This is a genomic window from Nautilia profundicola AmH, from assembly GCF_000021725.1.
Taxonomy (GTDB): domain Bacteria; phylum Campylobacterota; class Campylobacteria; order Campylobacterales; family Nautiliaceae; genus Nautilia; species Nautilia profundicola.
Window position 1 is genome coordinate 1,243,219 of sequence record NC_012115.1, and the last position, 21,898, is coordinate 1,265,116.

Here is a 21,898-nt window from a genome sequence, read left to right on the forward strand (position 1 = left end):
TCCTTCTATTTTTTAATATCTTTTTTCCTTTTTAAATATAAAATATGCTAATATATTGATTATTAAATAAAAAGGCGTTTAATGCTACCGCATAATAAAAAACTATTAATATACATCGCCGTATTGTTTATAATCCTCTATTCAATAATAACTGTATCGTTTTATTATATTTTAAAAAATATTGCAATAAATCAAAATGAAAAAAAACTTCATAATATTTTATTATACGAACAAGCCCAGAAAAACTATATAGATAAATATCAAAAAAAATATATCTACTACTTACAAAGTAAAAACGCATTACCTAAAGATTTTTTCGACCCGGTATTAATGTCCGCTACTTTTATTACCAGACAGACATTAGAAGAATACAACAAATTAAGAAAACAAGAAAACCTACCTCTTATAAAATATAAGATAGCTTCAGACAACCCGAGAAACCCGATAAACAAAGCAGATGAATTTGAATTAAAGATATTAGACAAATTCAACAAAAAAGAAATAGATATTTTTTCTAAAAAAATGAAAATAAACGGTAAAGATTATATTTATTACGCTATTCCTGTAGTTCCGAACAATAAAACATGTATGAAATGTCACAGCGATCCAAACCTTGCACCAAAAGATTTAATAAAAAAATATGGTGACAAAGCAGGATTTCATGAAAAAATTGGGCATATCAGGGCACTTTTGTCACTTACGCTGCCGTTAGAAGAAGAATATGCATTAATTAAAAAAATAAGTATGATTTTTAACATTATATTATTAGGACTGTTTATATTTACATATATAATCATCTATTTAATCATTCTAAAACTTGATAAAAAAGATAAACAGATTATAGAAAGCTCATATATTGATGAATTAACTCAAATATTTAACAGAAAAAAATTTAATACAGACATAAAAAACAACATCAAAAATTCAGATACGCAAACACCTTATCTTATGTTAATCGATATAGATCATTTTAAAAAAATTAACGACACTCATGGACATCCGGTAGGAGATTATGTATTAGAACAATTAAGCAAACTTATTTCAGATAATATAAGAAGCAATGACAAGTTTTATAGAATAGGAGGAGAAGAGTTTGCAATTATTTCCAATCAGAAAAGTAATGAAGATGAAATGAAATTTGCTGAAAAAATTAAAAAAATAATTGAAAATTATAATTTCGAAAAAGCGGGAGACATTACTATAAGTATAGGATTTACGAAATACCAACCGAACGAATCGTATCATAAATGGTATAAAAGGGCTGATGAAGCATTATATGAAGCTAAAAAAACAAGAAATACAATTGTAGAGAAATAAATTACTTCTTAAGTGAATTCAGTCTTTCTTCCCTGCTTCCAATAGATGTAATCTGAATACCGAAGTTTCCGTCGACTATTACAACCTCGCCCTCACCTATTTTTTTGTCTTCAATTAATATATCAAGCGGTTCTTTTGCAAGCTGATTAAGTTCTACAATACTTCCTATATCCATACCTATTACATCTTTTAAAAGCATTATTTTGCTGCCTATTCTGACTCTAAGCTGTAATTTAATATCAAGAAGCATTTCAAGATTTTTCATCTCACCTTTCAATTCTACAGCTTTTGAAGGTGTGCTGCTTCCTTCCGATTTTGTAGAAGGGTTTAAAATATCATAAACACTTTCATCAAAAACAACTTGGCAAACTTTAACAACATCATTTACTTTACATTCCATATTAATAGCATACGCATATTCGCTTATATCTTCTTCTTTATCAACCGCAAATACATTTGCAATTTCAAAATCAAGATTAGGCATGTTGTCCTGTGCGCCAAGTGTTGTTTTAAGAGCTCCGAAAACATTAGAAATAATTTCTTTTATAGCATCTAAATCGTCATCATTTAACTCTGTTTTAGGTGTTCCTTCTCCTGCAAGCATTAAATCTCCAAGAGCCGTGGCAATTTCTGCCGGAATTAAAAACAGTATTTCACCTTTCGGTTTTACTCTTATAACAATTTTTGCATAAGGCGGTTTTGTAGGTCCGAGGTCTCTTGTTTCAGATAAAATTGATATTTCAGGAGCTATTCCTATCAAACCTTCAATAGTCGATTTTATTTCATTTATTAGTAACTCTTTAAACTCATTCACTTTCTTCTCCTGTTATTTGCTCAAGTCTTTCTTTACGTTTCTGCTCAAGTTTTTGCAAGATTTCTTTAATCTCATCATGCTCGGTTTTTAATATTTCTTTGATTTTTATACTTCTTCTGTATCTTCTTACACCGAATTCGGCTATAAATTTCTCTCTTCCGTCTACTTTTACAATTACTGTGTCATCCGCAGGACGATTAAGCTTAATTATATCACCAACTTCCAAATCGAGTACTTGTTTCATATTAAGTTCGGCATATCCCAAAACAGCTTCAAGCTCAATTTTAGCTCCTCTAAGAAGCGCTCTAAGCTCTTTATTCCTTGATTTTCTACCGCTTGTTTCATTAAGCATCAAATCTCTATTCGCAAGTCTCGGTAGTAATGATTCAATTGTAATAACAGGATAACATATATTCATCATACCGCTTGTCTGACCGATGATTATTTCCATAATCACCATAATAACAATTTCGTTTTGCGCAACAATTTGTACAACATTAGGGCTTGATTCTTTTGCCTCTATTATAGGATATAAATCCATAATAGGAGACCATACCTCTTTCATATTTTGGGTTACGACTTTTAATATCTGATCAAGGAGATTCAGTTCTATATCGGTAAATTCCCTCGTAGTTTCAAAAGGAGCGCCGCTACCACCAAGTAATCTGTCTATCATAGGAAAAACAATAGAAGGATTTAGTTCTATTACACCTTTCCCATCAAGCGGTTTTAATGAAAAAACGTTAAATGACGTAGGACTCGGCAGACTCATGAGAAATTCACCGTATGTCATCTGATCCACCGAATGCAGTTGTATTTCAACTATACTTCTCATTAATGAAGAAATATCGCTTGCAAGACTTCGTGCCATCTTATCATGAATTGCGCGAATTGAACGAAGCTGTTCTTTGCTTACCCTGTTCGGACGTTTAAAGTCGTAAAGAGTAATTTGTCTGTTATCAAGTATATCGGATGCTTTGTCAAGCTCGTCCGGTGCTATATCTTCTTCTTCAACAACTTCAAGTAGCGCGTCGATTTCTTCTTGTGATAAAATATCAGCCATTTAGCTCTTTCCTTAATTTTTTAATTACATTTTTGTGGATTTGCGAAATCCTGCTTTCGGTTACACCTAAAATTTCACTTATTTCTTTTAATGACAACTCTTCAAAATAGTATAACTGTATAATAAGCTGTTCTTTTTCGGTCATTGTTTTTAAAACTTTTTTTATTGTTTCTATAAGTTCTTCTTCTTCAATTTTCAGGCTTACATTATCAAAAAAATTCATCTGTTCTTCAATCGGCATAACATTGTATATTTCACTCGCATTTTTAGCACGTCTTACTTTTTCTACTTCTATACCTAATATATCGGCAATATATTCATCATCCGGTTCAATATCATGCTCAGCCTGATAACTTTCTACAATCTTTTCAATATCTTTTATGATTTTTCTATCGCTTCTACTAACAGTATCCAAGCTTCTAAGAAAGTCCAGCATACTGCCGTAAATTCTTTTTTGTGCATATCCCCAAAAATTATCATTCTGTTTAGGATCGTACCTTCTTGCTAATTTTACAAGCTCTTCCAAGCCAATAGACACCAGGTCATTAAATTCCACGCTGCTTGGAAGCCTTTCTTTTAATCTTGCAGCCATTGCTTTTACAGCAGGCATATAATCAACGGCTAATTCGTCTCTGTAAGTTTTTAAATTTTCCTCATAAGGGTTACTCAATGTCTGTGTCATGATTTATTCTTTAATAGTTTTAGTTCTTCTTCTTCTACTTGTTTGATAAATTCATAACTCTCAAGTATAAAATCTTCTTTTTTCTCAAGTTCTTTAATTTGAATATCTAAAATTTCATCAATCTCATGTTTGTTAAAATAGATAACTTTTTTGATATCTAAATATTTTATAAAGAATGTAACTGTCGCTAAACCTAATAAGTAAAAAATAGCTGTTATTAATATAGTGGCGTATAAAAATTCTTGAAAATCGAGACTATGCAGAATAGAAAATATTATACCTATAAAAAATCCGCAAGAAGCTAAAAAAAAGATAAAATTTTCTCCTCTCATTTTTCACCTTTAAAATCCTGAAAATATTTTTCTGAAAAAGCGTGTAATGCCTTTTTCTTCTTCCAGCACTTTTCGTTCCGAAATTTTTGCAAGTTTTCTTGCAACTTTAAAAATCTGTTCACTCGGAACGGAAACAGGATCTTCTTTTACAAATAAAACTCTTTTTATTGAGGAGTTTGTTACAAGTTTATCTTTTTTCATGTATCCTATCATTTGAAGCCTGAATTTTTCACTCAAATTACTTTTTGCAACATTTTTTATCTTACTGAAAATATTTATTGCCTCTTTTTCGCTTGCCACTTCATTTAGAAGCATGAAAGCAAGTTCTTTTTTTTCACTTATTATTTTAATCATTGCATACGCATCCGTAATCGCAGCAGGTTCGGGAACGGTTACTACAATAATATCATCTGCTGCATCCAGCCACATTTGAACCTTTTTATCTATTCCCGCACCGGTATCTATAATAAAGAAATCATAATCGTTTAAAAATTCAAGTTCATTGAAAAAGCGACTTAGACTAACCTCATCCGCAAAATCCATTATTTCGTCACCGCTTTTACCTGGGATTAATACAAAGTCTTTTTCAATTTCCACAATAATATCTTTTAAAGAACATTCATTCTTCAACACATTATAGATATTCTTTTTGGCATTTACTTTAAGGATAACATCCAAATTCGCAAGTCCTATATCTGCATCAAAAAGTGCTACTTTAAAGCCTAACTTATGCAATGCATAACCGAGATTTGCGGTAATAGTTGTTTTCCCTACACCGCCTTTCCCACTTGTAATTGCAATAAAACGTGTGTTTTTAGGGCGTTTTATATTATCAGTTTGTAAAAGTTCTTTTAATTTATCAGCTTGAGTTTTCAATTAAACTCCTTATTTAATATACCTTTTAGTAAATAATCCGCCCCCGCTTCCATCAGATCATCAGGCACCTCCTGACCGATTGAAAAATAACTAACAGGTTTTTTTGTATCTAAAAGCAATGAAAATATATTACCATATGTTTTAGTTTCGTCAAGTTTTGTAAATACGAACGTATCTATCGGTAGTATTGAAAAGTTTTTATAAATATCAACTAAATCTTCATATTTCGTAACCGCCGATAAAACCAGATTAATGTTTATTTCAGCAAATGTGTCTACTTTTAAAAAACTTTTTAATTTTTCTATTTTTTCCTTATCGTGTTGGGAACTTCCTACTGTATCTATTAAAATATAGTCATTGTGTCTGAGGGAATTAAGAGCATCCTCAAAGTCGCTCGGATCAACCACGGTTTCAATAGGAAGTCTCATCATTTTTGCATATGTCATTAACTGTTCCACCGCCCCTATTCTGTATGTATCAAGAGTAATTATCCCTACTTTATGTCTTTGTGAAAGTTTATATGCATATCTTGCAGCGAGTTTTGCAATTGTTGTCGTTTTACCCACCCCTGTAGGCCCAACAAACATCATAATTTTTTTGTGCGGAGGTCTGACTTCTCTTTCAACCCTCACTGGCACCATTTTTTTAAGGAGAGTATGAAAATATCTTTTTATTGTTTCTCTGTTTTTTCTCATTTTAAGAGGCATATATTTAATTGTAAGCTTCATTATTTCATCAAGATGTTTCTCACTCATACCGCTTGCACGAGAAAGTGCATAAATTTCGCTAAATTCGGGAGGAAGTTCGAGTTCGTTTTTATTTACCATATCCCAAACCGTAGCCTGAAGGAATTTAAGTGTATCCGCAATTTGAGATATTTGATTTTTAAGGGCTATAATATCTTCACTTTTTTGAGGTTCCAAAGGGTTGTTGTTTACGTTTGTCTGCTTTTGTACGCTGTTATAATTAAAAGACGGTTCGTCATTTGAAAGGGAGGATATTTCTTTTGCAGCAGAACTTAATTTTAACATAACTTCTTTTACATGATCTTCATCACTTGTGACTGACTTTCGAGGTTTAATATTTTCTTCTTCTATAGCTACAACGATCTCATACAAACCTTGTGATGTTAGTGTCTTCTTTTTTATTTCTTTGCTTGAAACAATTACAACGTCATCACCTAATTCTTCTTTTACTTTATTTAACGCTTCTGTATAAGTCGGTGCCGTAAAAGTTTTTAGTTTCAATTTAATCCTTTAATGCAAGTGGTACCAAAACGGAATCTCTTTTTTTATAAAACGGATGCGGTATTTTTAGTTTTTCTGTGTTAATTCTAACATTATTATACAATATTATATCTAAATCTAACGTTCTTGGGGCATTTTTAAAACTTCTTTTTCTTCCGAATTTCTTTTCAGTGTAAAGCAAAAAATGTAACAGCTCGTATGGTGAATAATCAGTTTTTATAACAAATACGGAATTATAAAAATCCGGTTGGTCAAGATAACCAAACGGAGGGTTTTTATAAATAATAGAAGTTTGCAAAACATCTATTTTAGGATGTTTTGATAAAAAATGATAAAGTTTTTTAAACCTTCTAATACAGTTGCCAAGATTACACCCCACACCGATAAGTGCTATATTTTTTTTACTGCTTTTTTTTATTTTGGCGGGAAAAAAGGTAGCAGTAATGATTTTATAAGAGTTTTTTACCGTTTTTGTTTCGTTTTTCATTATTTCGGCATTCCCCTCCCGGCAATATATCCGTAAATCCTTCTTATTATTCTTTTAATAATAGGTGTAAAATCACCTTTTTTTATAGCTCTTTTAATCGCATTTATATCACCTAAATATTTTGCCGTTCTATAAAGAATTGTTCTGATTTTCGAAATACTCATAGCTCCTCACTTAATACTTTGATTTTTCCATCGTGTGTAATCATAACCATATCTTCAATTCTTACACCGAATTCATTAGGAATATATATTCCCGGCTCTATTGTAAATACCATACCTTCTTGAATTTTAATTTTATTCTTAGAGTTCACATACGGCCACTCATGTATATCAAGGCCCACTCCGTGTCCTAATGAATGAACAAAATATTTTCCGTAACCTTCCGAAGAAATAATATCCCTGGCTATTTTATCAAGCTCACATATTTCCATTCCGATTTTTATATTTTTAATGGCTTCAAGCTGAGCTTTTAATACGATATCATAAATTTTTTGAATTTTACTGTCTTTAAATTTTTGATATTTGCTCATACTGATTTTATCGTTAATCGCAATTGTTCTTGTTCTATCCGAACAATATCTTTTATATTTTATACCGGCATCTAACAATAAAAGATCATCTTTATTAAGTGTCTTATTACTTACTTTTGCATGAGGTTTTGCCGCATTTTCGTTTATTGCTACAATCGGTTCGAAACTCAAATCCCTTCTACCTCTTTTGGTTAGATGTTCTTTGAACCTGTAACTAAGTTCAAATTCGTCAATTCCTGTTTCAATTGAATCAGTAAAATTTTCAAAAGCTTTAGCACCCTCTTTTACCGCTGTTTTTATAATTTCAAGTTCGTTTTCGCTTTTAATCATACGTTTTTTATGAGAGAAATATTTTTCATCTTTTATGTTAACTATTTTAGCTATTTGATTGTAAGAGTCATAGTCCCAATTTAAAGGGTCAAGCACTATTCTTTTAATTTTATGTTTTAAAATAAGCTCCCTTGCTTTTTTTATCAAATCTCTTGCTTCCACTACTTCGGCGTTTGCTTCTTCTTTTGCTTCAAGAGTATATCTTCCGTCGGTAATTATATATTTATAATCACCAAGTTTTAAGAAAAGGGCATTATCACTGCTCCATCCGCATTCATAGTATATTTCATTTTCTTTATTTAGTATGTAATTCATCATTTCTCCACGCACTAAGAGTTAAAAAGAGTAATAAACTCTTTTTAGTTATTGTTTGTTAGCCTGTGCCTGTGCTTTAGCTTGAGCTTCTTTTGCCATTTTAATTTCGTTAAGAATTTGAATCATTGCAATAAGACCCAAGTGATAACTAAACGGTCCGAATCCTGTAATTGTTCCTGCCACAATATCAGAAATTAATGATTTATGTCTAAATTCTTCTCTTGCTGCAGTATTTGTCATATGTATTTCAATCGTAGGAAGGTTTACTGCTTTTATTGCATCTCTGATTGCTACAGAATAATGAGTTAACGCAGCAGGATTTATAATAATTCCGTCAACATTTTCATTTAAACTTTCCTGAATGGCATCGACAATATCACCTTCGTGATTAGATTGATAAAATTCGATTTCGAACCCGTTTTGCTTTGCAAAAGCTTCCATATTTTTATTAATATCTTCAAGTTTCATTGGACCGTATAAATTTACCTCTCTTATTCCTAACATATTAAGATTTGGTCCGTGAATTACTTTTATTTTCATAAATTCTCCTTTTTTTATGTTATTTTACTATATTTTGGCACAACTTTTGCTATAAAATATAAAAAGGACATGTTTTGATTAAATTAAAAGCCGATTATGTCTTAACTCTAAATGAAAAATATGAGATTATTAAAGACGGTGAAATTATTTTCGATGATAAAATTATCGAAGTAGGCAAAGATTTAGATAACTCTCTTACTGAAATATATCTTGGTAAAAATTCAGTAATTATGCCGGCTTTAATTAATACGCACACTCATCTTGAATTTAGTTCAAACTATACTCATTTAGAATATGGCGATTTTATGAATTGGCTTAATTCGGTTTTAGAACATAGAGAAGATCTTTTTCATGGATGCAAAAGCGAATGTTATAAATCGGCAATAAAAGAAATGAAAAAAAGCGGAATATGTGCATTCGGACAAATAAGTTCAACAGGCAACGATTTAAAATACTTAAAACACTCTCCTCTTAAAATTGTATATTTCAATGAAATAATCGGCTCAAACCCTGCTGCGGTAGATATGATATACCAAGACTTCCTTGCAAGAATAAGAGAATCCGAAGAAGTTCAAAACGAAAAATTCAAAATAGGACTCTCAATTCATTCACCATATTCAGTTCATCCTATACTTATGAAAAAGGTTATAGAAATAGCAAAAAATAAAAACCTACCTATTCAAACGCATTTTATGGAAAGCAAAGCTGAGAGAAAATGGCTTGAAAACGGAGAAGGTGAATTTAAAATATTTTTTGAAAAACATTTTAAAAACGCTAAACCGTTAATCAATCCGATAGAATTTATTGAACAGTTCAAAGACACTAATACAACATTTATTCATTGTGTACATGCGAACGAAAATGAACTTAAACGTATTAGTGAGATAGGAGGGTATATTACACACTGCCCTATTTCCAACAGACTTTTAAACGTTGGCCTTCTAAATCTTGAAAGTGTTAAAAATTTTTCTATTCCGTATAATGTTGCAACGGATGGAAAAAGTTCTAATTATTCTTTGAATCTGTTTAAAGAAATCAGAGCCGCTCTTTTAATGCATACCGACCTTCACCCTAAATATTTAGCAAAAGATCTTATTAAATCTGTAACAATTAATGCGGCAAAATCATTGGGATTGAATAATGGAAGTTTGGAAAAAGGCAAAGATGCGGATATTATAACGTTCAAATTACCTAATAAGGTCAAAAATTTAGAACTATTACCTTTACAGATAATTCTTCATACAAATAAAGTAGATAATTTGTATATAAACGGAAAAGAAGTAAAATAGTTAATTATTGTTTATTTGTTATATTAACTATTTCAACTCTTCTGTTTAATGCTCTATTTGTTTCAGTTGTATTAGGAACTAACGGATATTTTTCCCCGTAACCTTTTGCAACTATTCTGCTTGGGTCTATGCCGAATTTGTTTACCAAAATGTTTTTAACAGCTTCCGCTCTTTTTTGTGAAAGTTTTAAATTGTATTCATCACTTCCTATATTGTCTGTATGCCCCGCCACTTCAATTTTAAGGTTAGGATTATTTTTTAATATTTCTGCAACTTTCTGTAATTCAGGATAATATATTTTTTTAACTACAGCTTTATTAAAATCGAAATTAAGTCTCAATGTTGTAATAATCGGACATCCGTTATGATCTACCAACATATTTTCAGGAGTATTAGGACATTTGTCTATATTATCAGGTACACCGTCATTGTCGGAGTCTTTTATAGGTTCACACTTTACAACTTTAACTTCTTTAACTTCTACTTTTTTTACATCAGTAGTGTTGTTATTGTCCTGCCAGCCAATAACTTTTTTATTACCTGCCAAATCTACAACAGATGTAGCCATCGGTTTTTCGGCACAACCTACAATAAATAACCCAGTAATAGCAGTTGCAATAATAATTTTTTTCATTTTAATCCTTTCATATTAATATCTCTCTTTGTCCTTTTGCATTAGGAGAAGAGAGAATTCCCATTCTTTCCATCTGTTCAATAATATTAGCTGCTCTATTATACCCAATATTTAATCTTCTTTGAAGATATGAAATACTTGTTCTTTTTTCTTTTAATATAATTTCTTTTGCTTCTTCAAACAATTCGTCCAAATCATCAATTTCTTCAAGCATTTCACTCTCTGCAATAGTATTGACTATTATTGTATCATAATCGGCATTTCTTTGAGATTTTAAATACTCTACGACTTTTTCTATTTCATCTTCACTGGTAAACGGCGCATGAAGCCTTATTAAGCCTGTGATTCCAGGAGGTGTGAAAAGCATATCTCCGCGCCCAAGCAAACTTTCCGCCCCAAATTGGTCAAGTATTACTTTTGAGTCTATTTTTTGACCAACTTTAAAACTTATACGGCTCGGTAAATTGGCTTTAATTAAACCTGTTACAACATCCACACTTGGTCTTTGAGTAGCGACTATCAGATGAATACCGCTGGCCCTTGCCATCTGTGCAAGTCTTGCAATTGAGTATTCAACGTCTTTGCCACTTGTCATCATTAAATCCGCAAGCTCGTCTATTATAATTACAATATAAGGCATTTTTTCGTTTTCACTTACTTTTGCGTTGTATCCTTCAATATTTTTAACTCTTGCTTTTGACATAAGTTTATAACGTCTCTCCATCTCTTTTACCATAGAATTAAGAGCCATGATTGCTTTTTTCGGTTCTGTAATTACAGGCGTCAACAGATGAGGAATATCGTTAAATATGGAAAACTCCAACATTTTAGGATCTATCATTAAAAATTTAAGCTCATCAGGTGAGTTTCTGTATAAAAGCGATAAAATCATGGCATTAATACCGACACTTTTACCGCTACCTGTAGTACCAGCTATCAGTAAATGAGGAAGCTTTTTAAGGTCGGTCACAAACGGAGCACCCACTATATCTTTCCCGAGTGCTATAGTTAAAGGTGATTTTGCTTTTTTGAAAATATCGCTTTCAAGTATTTCTCTTAGATATATCGTTTCAACTTTTTCATTAGGTATTTCTATTCCTACCACGTCTTTTCCTGGAATAGGAGCCTGAATACGGATTGACTGTGCTTTAAGAGCCATTGCAAGGTCGTCTTGAAGCGAAAGTATTTTAGAAACTTTAATGTGCGGCAGAGGTTTAAATTCAAACGTTGTAACAACCGGCCCTACGTAATATCTGACTACATCGCCTTCGATTTTGAATTGTTTTAGTTTTTCTATAAGAATTTTTATTTTTTTATCGATTTCTGCTTCGTTAATCTCTTTTTTACCGGATTTCGGTTTGCTTAAAAAATCTAAAGGCGGGAATTTCCAATTTTTAGGTTTTTCTCTTTCACCAGTCTCTATTTCCGAAAGAAGCTTTTTAGTATCTTCCAATTCTTCAACATGTGTAACGTGATGTGTTTCGTTTTCATTTGTATTTTGTTTTAAATCTTCATTTTTTATAAATGCTTCTTCATTTTCGTCATTGTTTTTAATATCTTCTACTATATCTTCATTAGATGTCAAAATGTCTTTTTCAGAAATTATTTCATCATTAGCCGCTAATTTTTCTTTATTATCATTCACTTCTACTTTGTCTGTAATATCTTCATCCAATTCTATATTACTTACATCATTGTCAAATTCTAAAGACTCGTTATAATTTCTTTCAGATACTTTGTTTTTTTCATTGTTTGATGTCTCTTTCTTATGAAACATATCCAAAATTCTATCTTCGAAAAGTAAAAAAACACTCCATAAAAACAAAACGAAAATAAGTAAACCTACTCCTGCTATACCAATGTAATTTTTCAATGTTTCCACAAATAAATTACCTATAACACCTTTATGAAACATCGCTGCCTGTAAAAACAGCAAATCGAAAAATAAAAATACCCCGCCTAATACTTTCATTGAGATATCAGCATCAAATCTTTTTTTGTATCCTAAATATAATAATATTCCCAATAAAATCGGAAACACGTAAGCTAAATAAGCAAAAAGCTTAAAATCCGCATTTCCCAAAAACTCTCCGACTTTACCAACAATAGAAGGTTGGGGTAAAATTGTGGCTATTAACAAATAAATAATTAATGCAAATAGAAAAATATAAATACTTTTACGCAAACTCATACCTTTTTTATGTAGAATTTTATCACAAATTAGGAATTGTTGCAGATGAAAGAGCCTTAAGGAGACTCAACCCTTCATCCACCCATCATTATAAATAATTAAGAAGCGTTAAATTATTAACTTTAGCTATTGAAGCAAGCAGCGCCTGATATGATGTTTGTAATGAATTCAATCTCATTGTAGCCTCACCTAAATCCGTATCTATATTATCAGATTGTAATTGTTGAACGTTAAGTGTCAGCATATCCGTTCTTTCAATTGTTAATCCGAATTCATTACTTACCGCACCTATTTTGGCGTGTGAACGTCTTACGTGGTCTGTTAAATGATCAATCGCTTCTATCGCACCCTGTATTCCGAAGCTTCTCGGATTTTTTTCACTGTCTGGGTAATTGTTTCCGTTTTTTACTGCATCTATCGCTTTTTGTAATGTATCAAAAAAATCTACCTGTGGTTCATCTATTGTTACTGCATTATTCGCTTGAAAATATAATGAATTGTTGTCTGTATAAATGCTCAAATCTATATTTGTGGGATTATTTGAATTGTCTTTTAAATAAAACTTTCCTTTGTCATCCATACCCGTAACAACTTGTTCTTTTGCAGCGTTTATTGCATTATTATAATCATCTGCAGTATTTGAGGCAGGTAGATTACCGCTTGTAAGCATAGAAACCACATCTCCGAGCTGTTTATATGTCATACCTTTTTGTAAAACTTCTTTTTGACAAACTTTACATGTATCAGGGTCCATTTGTGTAGTAGTTGTAATAGTATCGTGTGCAGGGGTCAAACTCCCATCGGGTTCATAAATATCATATACTTCGTTAGAATCCCTAACACCATCATTGTTAGTATCAATCCAAAAGTTACTCAAATGCCCATCAGCATCCGGAGTGTCCCGAAGAGTAATTACTGCAGTTTTAAGTTCACCGTTTTTATCTCTAAATTTTATTTTTATTTCCTGTGGCATTTCATCTGTTCCCATTGTATCGGCAATAGAAGCATTGTCAGTTGCATATGTTTGAGCCAAAGGATTTTTTTCAACAATTTTCTGTCCGTCTTTATATGTGATTTTATAATCTTTTATAATTTGCGATACATTCGAATTAATTTCATTACCGTTTTTATCCATGTATATTTTTTGAAAATTCGCAACATCTTTGCTTGCAAACACTTGAAGAGAATTATCACTTGAATCAAATGCGTTAATGTTTATTTTTAGATTTGAAGATTCTGTTGGATCTGAAATACTTTTATCATAAATAACCAGTTCACCGTTCTGTAAAGCCACATCAACATTTCCAAAATTATTTTTTATCTGATCTATTAAATCCTGCATGTTTGTGGATGAATCAATATTTAAAGTAACATTTACACTGTTTCCCGATGTATCTGTTCCGGTTAATGTTAAATGATCTAAATCCTGAATAGTCCCATCAATATCTCTTACTCCCTGTTCTCCCAACACATTAAACAATGTATCACTTGGTAAAGCATCTCTTTTTGTATCCAAAGTTTTAAATTTACTTCCGAATTTTGATATTCTATTATCAAAATAGTCATTATTAGATTGGATGGCTGATAAATTCCTAATAGCATTAAAATCGCTTTTTTGAAATTCGACAATATAATCCCCGTTCTTTACAAGATCTTCCACACTTGGTTCGTCTTTATCACTTGCAACCATATAAAAATCGGTAAGCATTTTACCCGTTTGTATATCTTTTATCTGAATTTGACCCATATCATTCAAACTTACATCTACCATTTTTGTAGTAGGTGTATTACCATAGATTTCTCCTATTTTCTCAAGTAAATCATTTACATTATCCGAGTTTTTAAGAGAAATTTTTTCATTTATCAAATCACCGTTTGCCTTCTTACCTTTTATATAAAAATAACTTGTTCCGTCACTATAAGTATCGGTATTAGGATCATAAATATCTTCAACACCGGTTAACATTCTGATTTGGCTATCACCCGTTATCGGTTCATTTACGGGATTTTCTTGAGAATCAGCCACTTTTCCGTGTTCTTTTATAGATTTATCGATATATAATTTTCCATCTGAACCTCTTACAACGAACTGAGGATTTGCTTTCATTTTATCGTATTGAACAACATTAGTGGATATATGTTTTGAATAGTCATTATCGCGTCCAAGGAAAAGAGTAACACCGTCAATATTGTATTCCCTCTCAACTCCAGCACCTAAAAAAGCTTTTACTTTATCCGCATTACCCTGATAATCAAAATTATCATTTATTGGCTTTGTGCTAAACTTACTTCCGCTAAACAAATATTTTCCGTCTATTGAAGTGTTTGCCAAGTCTTTTAAATGCTGAAGTTCTCCTTCAAGTTCACTAACAATAGCACTTCTACTTGTTTCATCGTTTGTATCGTTTGCTGCTTTAAGTAAATTGGTTTTAAAACTTCCGAGTGTCGAAACGAAATCATTTAAAACAGTATCGGTTTCATTTGCAAACGTCTGGGCAAATGAAGCAGATGTCTTTATCTGCGTAAAAGAATTCATTTCTTCATTTAGTTTTAAATATTTAGTATAAACGACCGGGTCTTCGTACATATTTTGAATTTTTACACCTGTTGATATTTGTGTCTGAACTTTATTTAATTCAGAAAGCGTTCTTTGCTGATTTAATATAAAATTATTATATTGCGTAAATTGAGTAACTCTCATAATCCTTCCTTGGACTTTTTTGTAATAAAGCAATTTCTATTCCTAAATCGGCAAAAAACAAAAAAAAATAAAAACCTGCACTTTAACATCTTTCAAAATATATCTACACAATAGTGTCTGTCACTGTATTAATTAATTTTCTTTGAGCAAATATTTAATATTGTGAGTATCCTCTTATCATCCTACAACATTTTAATCTTTTTGTACTCCCTTCTTTACACTTATTAAAAATTATTTCGTGAGGATGAGTTTTTAATTCTCTATTTTCTCCAAAGCTTTAGATTTTATCAACACATCCGCATTGCTCACATCGAAAATATCTCCTATTTTTAACTCTTTTAAATCTATGCGTTTGCCGTTTTTAGTAATTTCCGCAAATCCTTTTTTTTCTCTTTTTTTGGGATTGAGTGTTTCATATGCGCTTTTAAGATTGATAAGTTCTTTTTCTTTAGAGGATATAATTTGAGCCGTTTTGTTTTTAAATGTACTTTTTAAAAGCTCTATTTCTTTTTCAAAAGAGTTTATTTTAATTACCGGTGAGAGTGAAAAAAGTATATTTTTTAGCTCATTCAGTTCTTTTTCTTTTTTTTGTATCTGATTTATATATGAATGGTTAAATCTTTTTAAAAGAAGCTCACATTCCTGCAGTTTCATATCAAGCTTTTTGACAGGTGAGGATGCGTTTAAAAGTTCTCTTATATGAATAAGCTCTCTTTCTTTTTTTTGGATCAGATGAGATATTTTATAAACAAAAGCGTTTTTCATTTCATCAAGCATTAAAAGTATTTCGTTTTTATCCGGAAGCGCGATTTCCATTGCGTTACTCGGCGTTGCAGCTCTCACATCCGCAACAAAATCACTTATTAAATAATCAATTTCATGACCTACTGCTGAAATAATAGGAGTGGATGCGTTATAAACCGCATCAGCCACAACTCTTTCGTTAAAAGGCCATAAATCTTCCTTGCTCCCTCCCCCTCTGCCTATGATTATCAAATCAAATCCGCTTCCGTCTTCAAAAACAAATTCATCCGCAAGTTTTATTTTCATCGCTATATCTTCCGCGGCCCCATCACCCTGCACAAGTGCGTTGAAAAGATATATTTCCGTCAATTGCCATCTTTTACCGGCAACCCTTAGCATATCCTGAAGAGCCGCTCCCGTAGCGGACGTAACTATCGCAATACGTCTTGGGAATCTCGGTATCGACTTTTTTCTCGCCTCATCAAAATACCCGAGCTTGCTAAGTTCTTCTTTTAATTGCTCGAACGCTTTTTGAAGAGCACCGACTCCGCTCGGTTCAATACTTTGAGCTATAATTTTATATTCACCTCTTGGCACATATACACTGAGTGCACCATAAACATAAACTTTTTCACCCTCTTTTAGTCTGAATTTCATACGTGTGAGATTACTTTTCCACATTGCACAGTTTATAGACGAGTTTTCATCTTTAAGTGTGAAATATAGATGCCCTGAAGAGTGATATACCACCTTACTGATTTCGCCTTCAACAAGCACTATCTCAAAATGAGATTCTACTATACTTTTTATCTGATTATTAAGCTGTGTTACACTGATTGGTGTCAAACTGTTTTCCTTTTAATTCTCGGAGAGATCTTTACAAGAATATCGTATGTAATGGTGTCGAAGTTTTTTACAAATTCTTTGACGTCATCAAACACAACAACCTCTTTTTCAAAACACCCTTTTATAATCATAGAATCCATTGAAATTTTACCAAGAGCTTCGGCATCTTTTAACTTACATCCGTTTTTAAAATAAGGAAGCCCGTCTCCGTAACCTACATCTATTGTCGTAACTTCAATATCCTCATCACTCATATATATTTTATTGTACCCGCAGCCCCATCCTTTTTTCAAAATCCTGCTTGATAATACATCAGCTCTTAACTCCATTACAGGTTTATATCCTTCAATTCCGCCATATAATGCAATTCCAGGCCTTACATAATCAAACGTATCCGGAAGTTTATCAAGAGCATATGAGTTTGCAATATGAAAATACGGGATTTTTATTTCATTTTCTTTACAAAAAACTTCTACTCTGTTTTTAATTTTTTTAAATCTTTCATATTGTATAAACATATCGTTCGCCGTCTCATCCGAACAGCAAAAATGCGTAAACACTCCTCTTACTTCAAATTCTTTATCTTTAATAATCTTCAAAGCTTCTTCAAGCTCGTCCATTAAAATACCGTTTCTGTGCATTCCGGTATCTATTTTTAAATGAATATACGGGTGTCTGTTTTTTTTGAGCTGCTTTAAGGAGTTTATACAATATGAAAAATTTTTTGCACTTCTTCCGGTATGCGGGAAAAATATAATTATTTCTTCAAACAGGCTTTTAATTACTTCCGCTTCGTCATTGTTTTTAACACAAACTTTATTTATACCCCATTCTTTAAGCATTTTAGAAAAACTAATAATTCCATGCCCGTATGCGTTATCTTTAATTACCGCTAAAATATTAGGATTTATTTTCGAGATTTTATTTAGATTATCAAAAAGATTTTGTTTGTGAAGATAAACAGTAGCCATAATAAGCCTTTAATTTAAGTAGTGAAGACTGTTAAGGTTTTGGGTGTTAAAATTATAACAACCCTATTTTAACCTCAACAATCTTCAAAAAGTTTATAAATTACTTAGTTTTAAGAGGTTTAATTGCGTCGAACGGATTTTCGATTACTCTGTGTCTATCTACTACGTAAGGGATAAGTGCAACTTGTCTTGCTCTTTTAATAGCTTTAGTAACCATATCTTGGTGTTTTTTACAAGTACCAGTAAGTCTTCTTGGCATAATTTTATATCTCTCAGATAGAGAATATTTAATTAAATCAAGATCTTTATATCCGATGAAATCTACTTTCATTTCGCAGTATTTGCATCTTTTTTTTCCGTATTTTTTCTTTGGATCTGCTGCCATTATTTATCCTTTAAAATGGTATTTCTTCGTCATCGATATCGATTGACGGAATATTGTTTTGATTTTGTTTTTGTTGCATCTGTGGCTGAGCCGTCGGCTGCTGCGGTTGATTATATGAAGGTGTTGATTGTTGGTATCCGCCTTCATCTCCGCTGTTTTTATTCTCCATAAACTGCACTTTTTCTGCAACTATAGAATGTTTGCTGCGTTTTTGTCCGTTCCCATCTACCCATTGGTCAAGAACTAAACGACCTTCAATTAATACTTTTCTACCTTTTCTAAGGTACTGGTTGGCTATTTCGGCACTTCTTCCGAAAACAGTTATATCAATAAACATAACCTCTTGTTTGTTTTCTCCGGTTACGTTATCTTTAAATGTTCTATTAGTAGCCAGTCCGAATTTGGCAATAGCTGTTCCCGTAGGCGTATATTTTAATTCAACGTCACGTGTTAAGTTTCCTACGAGAATAACTTTATTATACATTTTTTACCATCTCTTCCCAGCGTTTGATTTCTTTTTTGTTTTCATATTTAACAGTCATGAATCTTAGTAGATCCTCGTTATATCTCATTTGTCTTTCAAGCTCAAGTACTGCGCTTGCAGGTGCTTTATAATAAACTATGTAATAATCACCTCTTTCAAATTTAGCAATCGGATATGCAAGTTCTCTTACACCGATTTTATCTAATGCTGCTACTTCTCCACCGTTTTCTTTGATAACGTTTTGGATGTTTTCTACATTCTTAGCTCTCTCTTCATCTGTTAGAGTAGGCTTAAGAATAAACATCGTTTCATAATGTCTTAAACTCATAAATTCTCCTTCTGGCTTTTTAGCCCCTGCTTTTTGGAGCAAGGAGGCGTTTTTAAATTTTGAGGCGTTATTATACTATATTTTTATATAAATGTAAAATAACTAACATTTAATAAGTTGTTATGGTTTTAAAGTTTAAAAAGTTTTTAAAGCTGAACTAAATAACCATAAAAACTTTAATAACCTCCACAGCACTAAAAAACTCTTGCAACCTCAACAATCTCTATAACTTTTAATTTTTATTTATATACTCGTCTATTTTATCTCTTAATACTCTTTTTAAAACTTTACCAGTTGCGTTTTTCGGAAGTTCTTCTACAAAATAGATGTGCTTTGGTACTTTATAGTTTGCAAGGTGCTGTTTTAAAAATCTCTTAAGCTCTCCTTCTTTTATCTCGGCCCCGTCTTCAAGCTCTATAAACGCAACCGGAATTTCACCGCTTTGCTCATCTTTCATTCCGACAACCGCACACTCTTTCACACCGTCGTATTTTAAACATATCTCTTCGATTTCACGCGGATAAATATTTACACCTTTAGAAATTATTAAATCTTTCTTTCTGTCAAGTATATAAATATATCCGTCTTCATCCACTTTTCCTATATCACCTGTTAAAAGCCAGCCGTTTATAATTGTCTCGGCCGTTGCGTCTTCACGTTTATAATATCCTTGCATTACGTTGTCGCCTTTGACGATAATCTCACCCGGCTCTCCTACTGGCACTTCCATAAGCTCATCATTTACAATTTTAACTTCTACACCAGGAATTGCCGGTCCTACCGAATACGGCTTTTGAAGTTCCGGTCTATTTACGGCTACAACTGGCGATGTTTCACTAAGTCCGTAACCCTCAAGAAGTTTTCCTTTTTTAAATTTTGCCGAAAATCTCTCAAGAACTTCTCCAGGTAGCGCTGCGGCACCTGAAATATAAAATCTCACTTTATTAAACCAATGGAAATAAAAAGGAAGTTTTGCACGGCTAAGTGCTGAATAAACATCAGGCACACCTGTAAAAATAGTCACTCTTTTAAGTAAAGTCTGTTTAATAATATTGCTAAAAGGCATAATCGAGCGTATTATTACAACAGGAGCGGCATAAAACATAGGAAGAAGAATGTTAACCGTCAGCGTAAATGAATGGAACATAGGAAGATATGCGATAAATCTGTCTTTGTGATTGAGTTTTATAAGTTCGTTAACCCCGTAAATATTTGAAAAAAAGTTTTTGTAACTAAGCATTGCCCCTTTAGGCTTACCTGTAGTCCCTGAAGTATAAATAATAACGGCTAAGTCGTCAATTTTCGGAAGTTCGCTAACTTCATGAGATTCAAAGTTTGAAAGTATTTCACTAAAAGAGATGTTGTCCGCATCTACTTTTTCCCAGTCCCCTTCCCATATTATTTTTTTAATATTCGTTTTATCCCTGATATTTTTGATAGATCCGGCAAGTTTGGCACTTGCCACCATCAATGTCGCTTCAACGTCATTAACGATATACGCAACTTCTTCTTCTTTCAAAAACGTATTAATCGGAACAGCAACGGCGCCTAATTTTTGAATACCCAAAAGAGCCACGATATACTCAATAGAGTTTCCTACAAAAATAGGAACCTTGTCACCTTTTTTAACTCCTAAAAATTCAAGGGTTCTTGCAAACGTATCGACTTTTTTCTTTACTCTGCCCCAAGTTATTTTTCTGTCGTCAATAAAATAAGCGGTTTTTTTGGGATATTGTTTAGCATTCTTTTCCAAAATCTCATAAAAGTTATTATAATCGTATTTAATCATATTCTTCCTTTGATAAAATTATGAAAAATTATACCAAAAAGGTAAATTATGGAAATCCCTTCCTCTCAAAAAGAGCTATTAAAAAACCTTGAAACTCTGATTCAAAGAACATATGAGGTTGAAGAAGAGTTTATTGAACTGAAAAATATTTTAAACGGAGTAATAGAATTTTTACCCCAGGCGCTTTGGGTTGTAGACAAAAACGGTGAAGTTATAGTTCAAAACTCAAAAACAAAAGAGTTCGACTCTATTCCGAATACGGGGGAAATAGAAATCTCAAACAAGGTCTTTTTGGTTCAAAAATCCACAATTAAAGACAAAAACATCATAAGCGCCACCGATATAACCGAACAAAAAAGAAATGAACGCTTAATAGCTATGGGACAGATGGCGGCTCATCTCGCACATGAAATAAGAAATCCGATAGGTTCGATTTCTATTTTAATATCTCTTCTTAAAAAACAGTGCGGCGGTAATGAATTGCTTGAAGAGATGAAAAGCTCTATATTTAGAATAGAAAGAATTATAAAATCCACCCTTCTCTTTTCAAAAGGCCTACAACCGAAGATTAAACCCTTTTTACTAAGTGAACTTAAAGAAGAAATAGAAAACTCTATTAAATATTATTCTTATTCGAAAGAGATAGAGTTTTTATTTTTCTTACCAGACATTGAAATTAAAGCGGATTTTGATTTACTGCTATTAGTTCTTCAAAATATGATTTTCAACGCAATAGATGCAATTGAAGAAGACGATACGGAACAGGGATTAATTGAAATTTTATATGAAAACGATGAAAATTATCACATTATCAATATTTACGATAACGGAAAAGAGTTTGAAAATAAAGATATTTTATTCGAGCCTTTTAAATCCACTAAAACAAAAGGTAACGGTTTAGGCCTTGCTTTAAGCTTGGAAATAATAAATGCTCACAACGGAAAAATAGAAATTGCAACAAAGAAAAAAGGATTTAAGTTATACCTGCCTAAATAAGTGTG

The 21,898-nt window shown here is 32.0% G+C and carries 22 protein-coding genes; 3 read left to right on the plus strand and 19 right to left on the minus strand.

Annotated features, from left to right (window positions below):
• Positions 1-81 precede the first annotated feature (81 nt).
• Positions 82-1,317: a diguanylate cyclase gene (locus tag NAMH_RS06620; protein ID WP_015902376.1), complete on the plus strand. Its 1,236-nt coding sequence runs from the start codon at positions 82-84 to the stop codon at positions 1,315-1,317.
• Position 1,318: 1 nt separating this feature from the next.
• Here the strand turns inward: NAMH_RS06620 and fliY are convergent, their stop codons facing one another.
• Genes fliY through aroQ form a run of 10 tightly spaced genes read right to left on the minus strand, consistent with a single transcriptional unit; the run spans position 1,319 to position 8,535 of the window.
• Positions 1,319-2,131 carry a flagellar motor switch protein FliY gene (gene fliY / locus NAMH_RS06625; protein ID WP_012664015.1) on the minus strand — a complete coding sequence of 271 codons (813 nt, stop codon included), beginning with the start codon at positions 2,129-2,131 and terminating at the stop codon, positions 1,319-1,321.
• Positions 2,124-3,194 (minus strand): flagellar motor switch protein FliM, encoded by a 1,071-nt coding sequence (fliM, locus tag NAMH_RS06630; RefSeq protein ID WP_012663681.1) that lies wholly within the window; start codon positions 3,192-3,194, stop codon positions 2,124-2,126. Before fliM ends, fliY begins: the two co-directional genes overlap by 8 nt.
• On the minus strand, positions 3,187-3,876 hold the full coding sequence (locus tag NAMH_RS06635) for an RNA polymerase sigma factor FliA (RefSeq protein WP_015902375.1): 690 nt from the start codon (positions 3,874-3,876) through the stop codon (positions 3,187-3,189). Before NAMH_RS06635 ends, fliM begins: the two co-directional genes overlap by 8 nt.
• On the minus strand, positions 3,873-4,208 hold the full coding sequence (locus NAMH_RS06640; protein ID WP_012663466.1) for a hypothetical protein: 336 nt from the start codon (positions 4,206-4,208) through the stop codon (positions 3,873-3,875). The genes NAMH_RS06635 and NAMH_RS06640 overlap by 4 nt, the downstream gene beginning before the upstream one ends.
• 9 nt (positions 4,209-4,217) lie before the next feature.
• The gene (locus NAMH_RS06645; protein WP_015902127.1) at positions 4,218-5,084 is read right to left on the minus strand and encodes a MinD/ParA family protein; all 867 of its coding nucleotides are present in this window, start codon (positions 5,082-5,084) and stop codon (positions 4,218-4,220) included.
• Positions 5,081-6,331 (minus strand): flagellar biosynthesis GTPase FlhF, encoded by a 1,251-nt coding sequence (gene flhF, locus NAMH_RS06650; RefSeq protein ID WP_012663842.1) that lies wholly within the window; start codon positions 6,329-6,331, stop codon positions 5,081-5,083. Before flhF ends, NAMH_RS06645 begins: the two co-directional genes overlap by 4 nt.
• A gap of 1 nt (position 6,332) precedes the next feature.
• The gene (folK, locus tag NAMH_RS06655) at positions 6,333-6,818 is read right to left on the minus strand and encodes a 2-amino-4-hydroxy-6-hydroxymethyldihydropteridine diphosphokinase (RefSeq protein ID WP_015902540.1); all 486 of its coding nucleotides are present in this window, start codon (positions 6,816-6,818) and stop codon (positions 6,333-6,335) included.
• A complete protein-coding gene (locus tag NAMH_RS09180) occupies positions 6,818-6,982 on the minus strand; it encodes a hypothetical protein (protein ID WP_012663831.1) in 165 nt (54 codons plus the stop codon). Before NAMH_RS09180 ends, folK begins: the two co-directional genes overlap by 1 nt.
• Positions 6,979-7,995, minus strand: a complete 1,017-nt coding sequence (locus NAMH_RS06660) for a M24 family metallopeptidase (RefSeq protein ID WP_015902340.1) — start codon at positions 7,993-7,995, stop codon at positions 6,979-6,981. The genes NAMH_RS09180 and NAMH_RS06660 overlap by 4 nt, the downstream gene beginning before the upstream one ends.
• Positions 7,996-8,043: 48 nt before the next feature.
• Complete coding sequence (gene aroQ / locus NAMH_RS06665) at positions 8,044-8,535, minus strand: type II 3-dehydroquinate dehydratase (protein WP_012663512.1); 492 nt, start codon at positions 8,533-8,535, stop codon at positions 8,044-8,046.
• 74 nt (positions 8,536-8,609) lie between these two features.
• Here aroQ and mqnF point away from each other — a divergent pair, with 74 nt between their 5' ends.
• Entirely contained in the window at positions 8,610-9,824 is a 1,215-nt protein-coding gene (gene mqnF, locus NAMH_RS06670; protein ID WP_015902114.1) for an aminofutalosine deaminase family hydrolase, read from the plus strand.
• A gap of 4 nt (positions 9,825-9,828) precedes the next feature.
• Here the strand turns inward: mqnF and NAMH_RS06675 are convergent, their stop codons facing one another.
• From NAMH_RS06675 to NAMH_RS06715, 9 genes are all read right to left on the minus strand, one after another.
• Positions 9,829-10,458 carry an OmpA family protein gene (locus NAMH_RS06675; RefSeq protein WP_015901843.1) on the minus strand — a complete coding sequence of 210 codons (630 nt, stop codon included), beginning with the start codon at positions 10,456-10,458 and terminating at the stop codon, positions 9,829-9,831.
• A gap of 10 nt (positions 10,459-10,468) precedes the next feature.
• Positions 10,469-12,643, minus strand: a complete 2,175-nt coding sequence (locus NAMH_RS06680) for a DNA translocase FtsK (RefSeq protein WP_228368688.1) — start codon at positions 12,641-12,643, stop codon at positions 10,469-10,471.
• A gap of 94 nt (positions 12,644-12,737) precedes the next feature.
• A complete protein-coding gene (gene flgL / locus NAMH_RS06685) occupies positions 12,738-15,350 on the minus strand; it encodes a flagellar hook-associated protein FlgL (RefSeq protein WP_143709756.1) in 2,613 nt (870 codons plus the stop codon).
• Positions 15,351-15,602: 252 nt separating this feature from the next.
• Complete coding sequence (gene xseA, locus NAMH_RS06690) at positions 15,603-16,940, minus strand: exodeoxyribonuclease VII large subunit (RefSeq protein ID WP_015902314.1); 1,338 nt, start codon at positions 16,938-16,940, stop codon at positions 15,603-15,605.
• A complete protein-coding gene (locus tag NAMH_RS06695) occupies positions 16,937-17,911 on the minus strand; it encodes an alanine racemase (RefSeq protein ID WP_015901822.1) in 975 nt (324 codons plus the stop codon). Before NAMH_RS06695 ends, xseA begins: the two co-directional genes overlap by 4 nt.
• A gap of 100 nt (positions 17,912-18,011) precedes the next feature.
• The gene (rpsR, locus tag NAMH_RS06700) at positions 18,012-18,296 is read right to left on the minus strand and encodes a 30S ribosomal protein S18 (protein ID WP_015901733.1); all 285 of its coding nucleotides are present in this window, start codon (positions 18,294-18,296) and stop codon (positions 18,012-18,014) included.
• A gap of 10 nt (positions 18,297-18,306) precedes the next feature.
• Entirely contained in the window at positions 18,307-18,780 is a 474-nt protein-coding gene (ssb, locus tag NAMH_RS06705; RefSeq protein WP_015902016.1) for a single-stranded DNA-binding protein, read from the minus strand.
• Positions 18,773-19,108 carry a 30S ribosomal protein S6 gene (gene rpsF, locus NAMH_RS06710; RefSeq protein WP_012663866.1) on the minus strand — a complete coding sequence of 112 codons (336 nt, stop codon included), beginning with the start codon at positions 19,106-19,108 and terminating at the stop codon, positions 18,773-18,775. The genes ssb and rpsF overlap by 8 nt, the downstream gene beginning before the upstream one ends.
• Before the next feature lie 232 nt (positions 19,109-19,340).
• Positions 19,341-20,897 (minus strand): fatty acid--CoA ligase, encoded by a 1,557-nt coding sequence (locus NAMH_RS06715; protein WP_015902733.1) that lies wholly within the window; start codon positions 20,895-20,897, stop codon positions 19,341-19,343.
• Positions 20,898-20,945: 48 nt separating this feature from the next.
• Here NAMH_RS06715 and NAMH_RS06720 point away from each other — a divergent pair, with 48 nt between their 5' ends.
• Positions 20,946-21,893: a sensor histidine kinase gene (locus NAMH_RS06720; protein ID WP_015902025.1), complete on the plus strand. Its 948-nt coding sequence runs from the start codon at positions 20,946-20,948 to the stop codon at positions 21,891-21,893.
• The last annotated feature ends 5 nt before the right edge of the window (positions 21,894-21,898 follow it).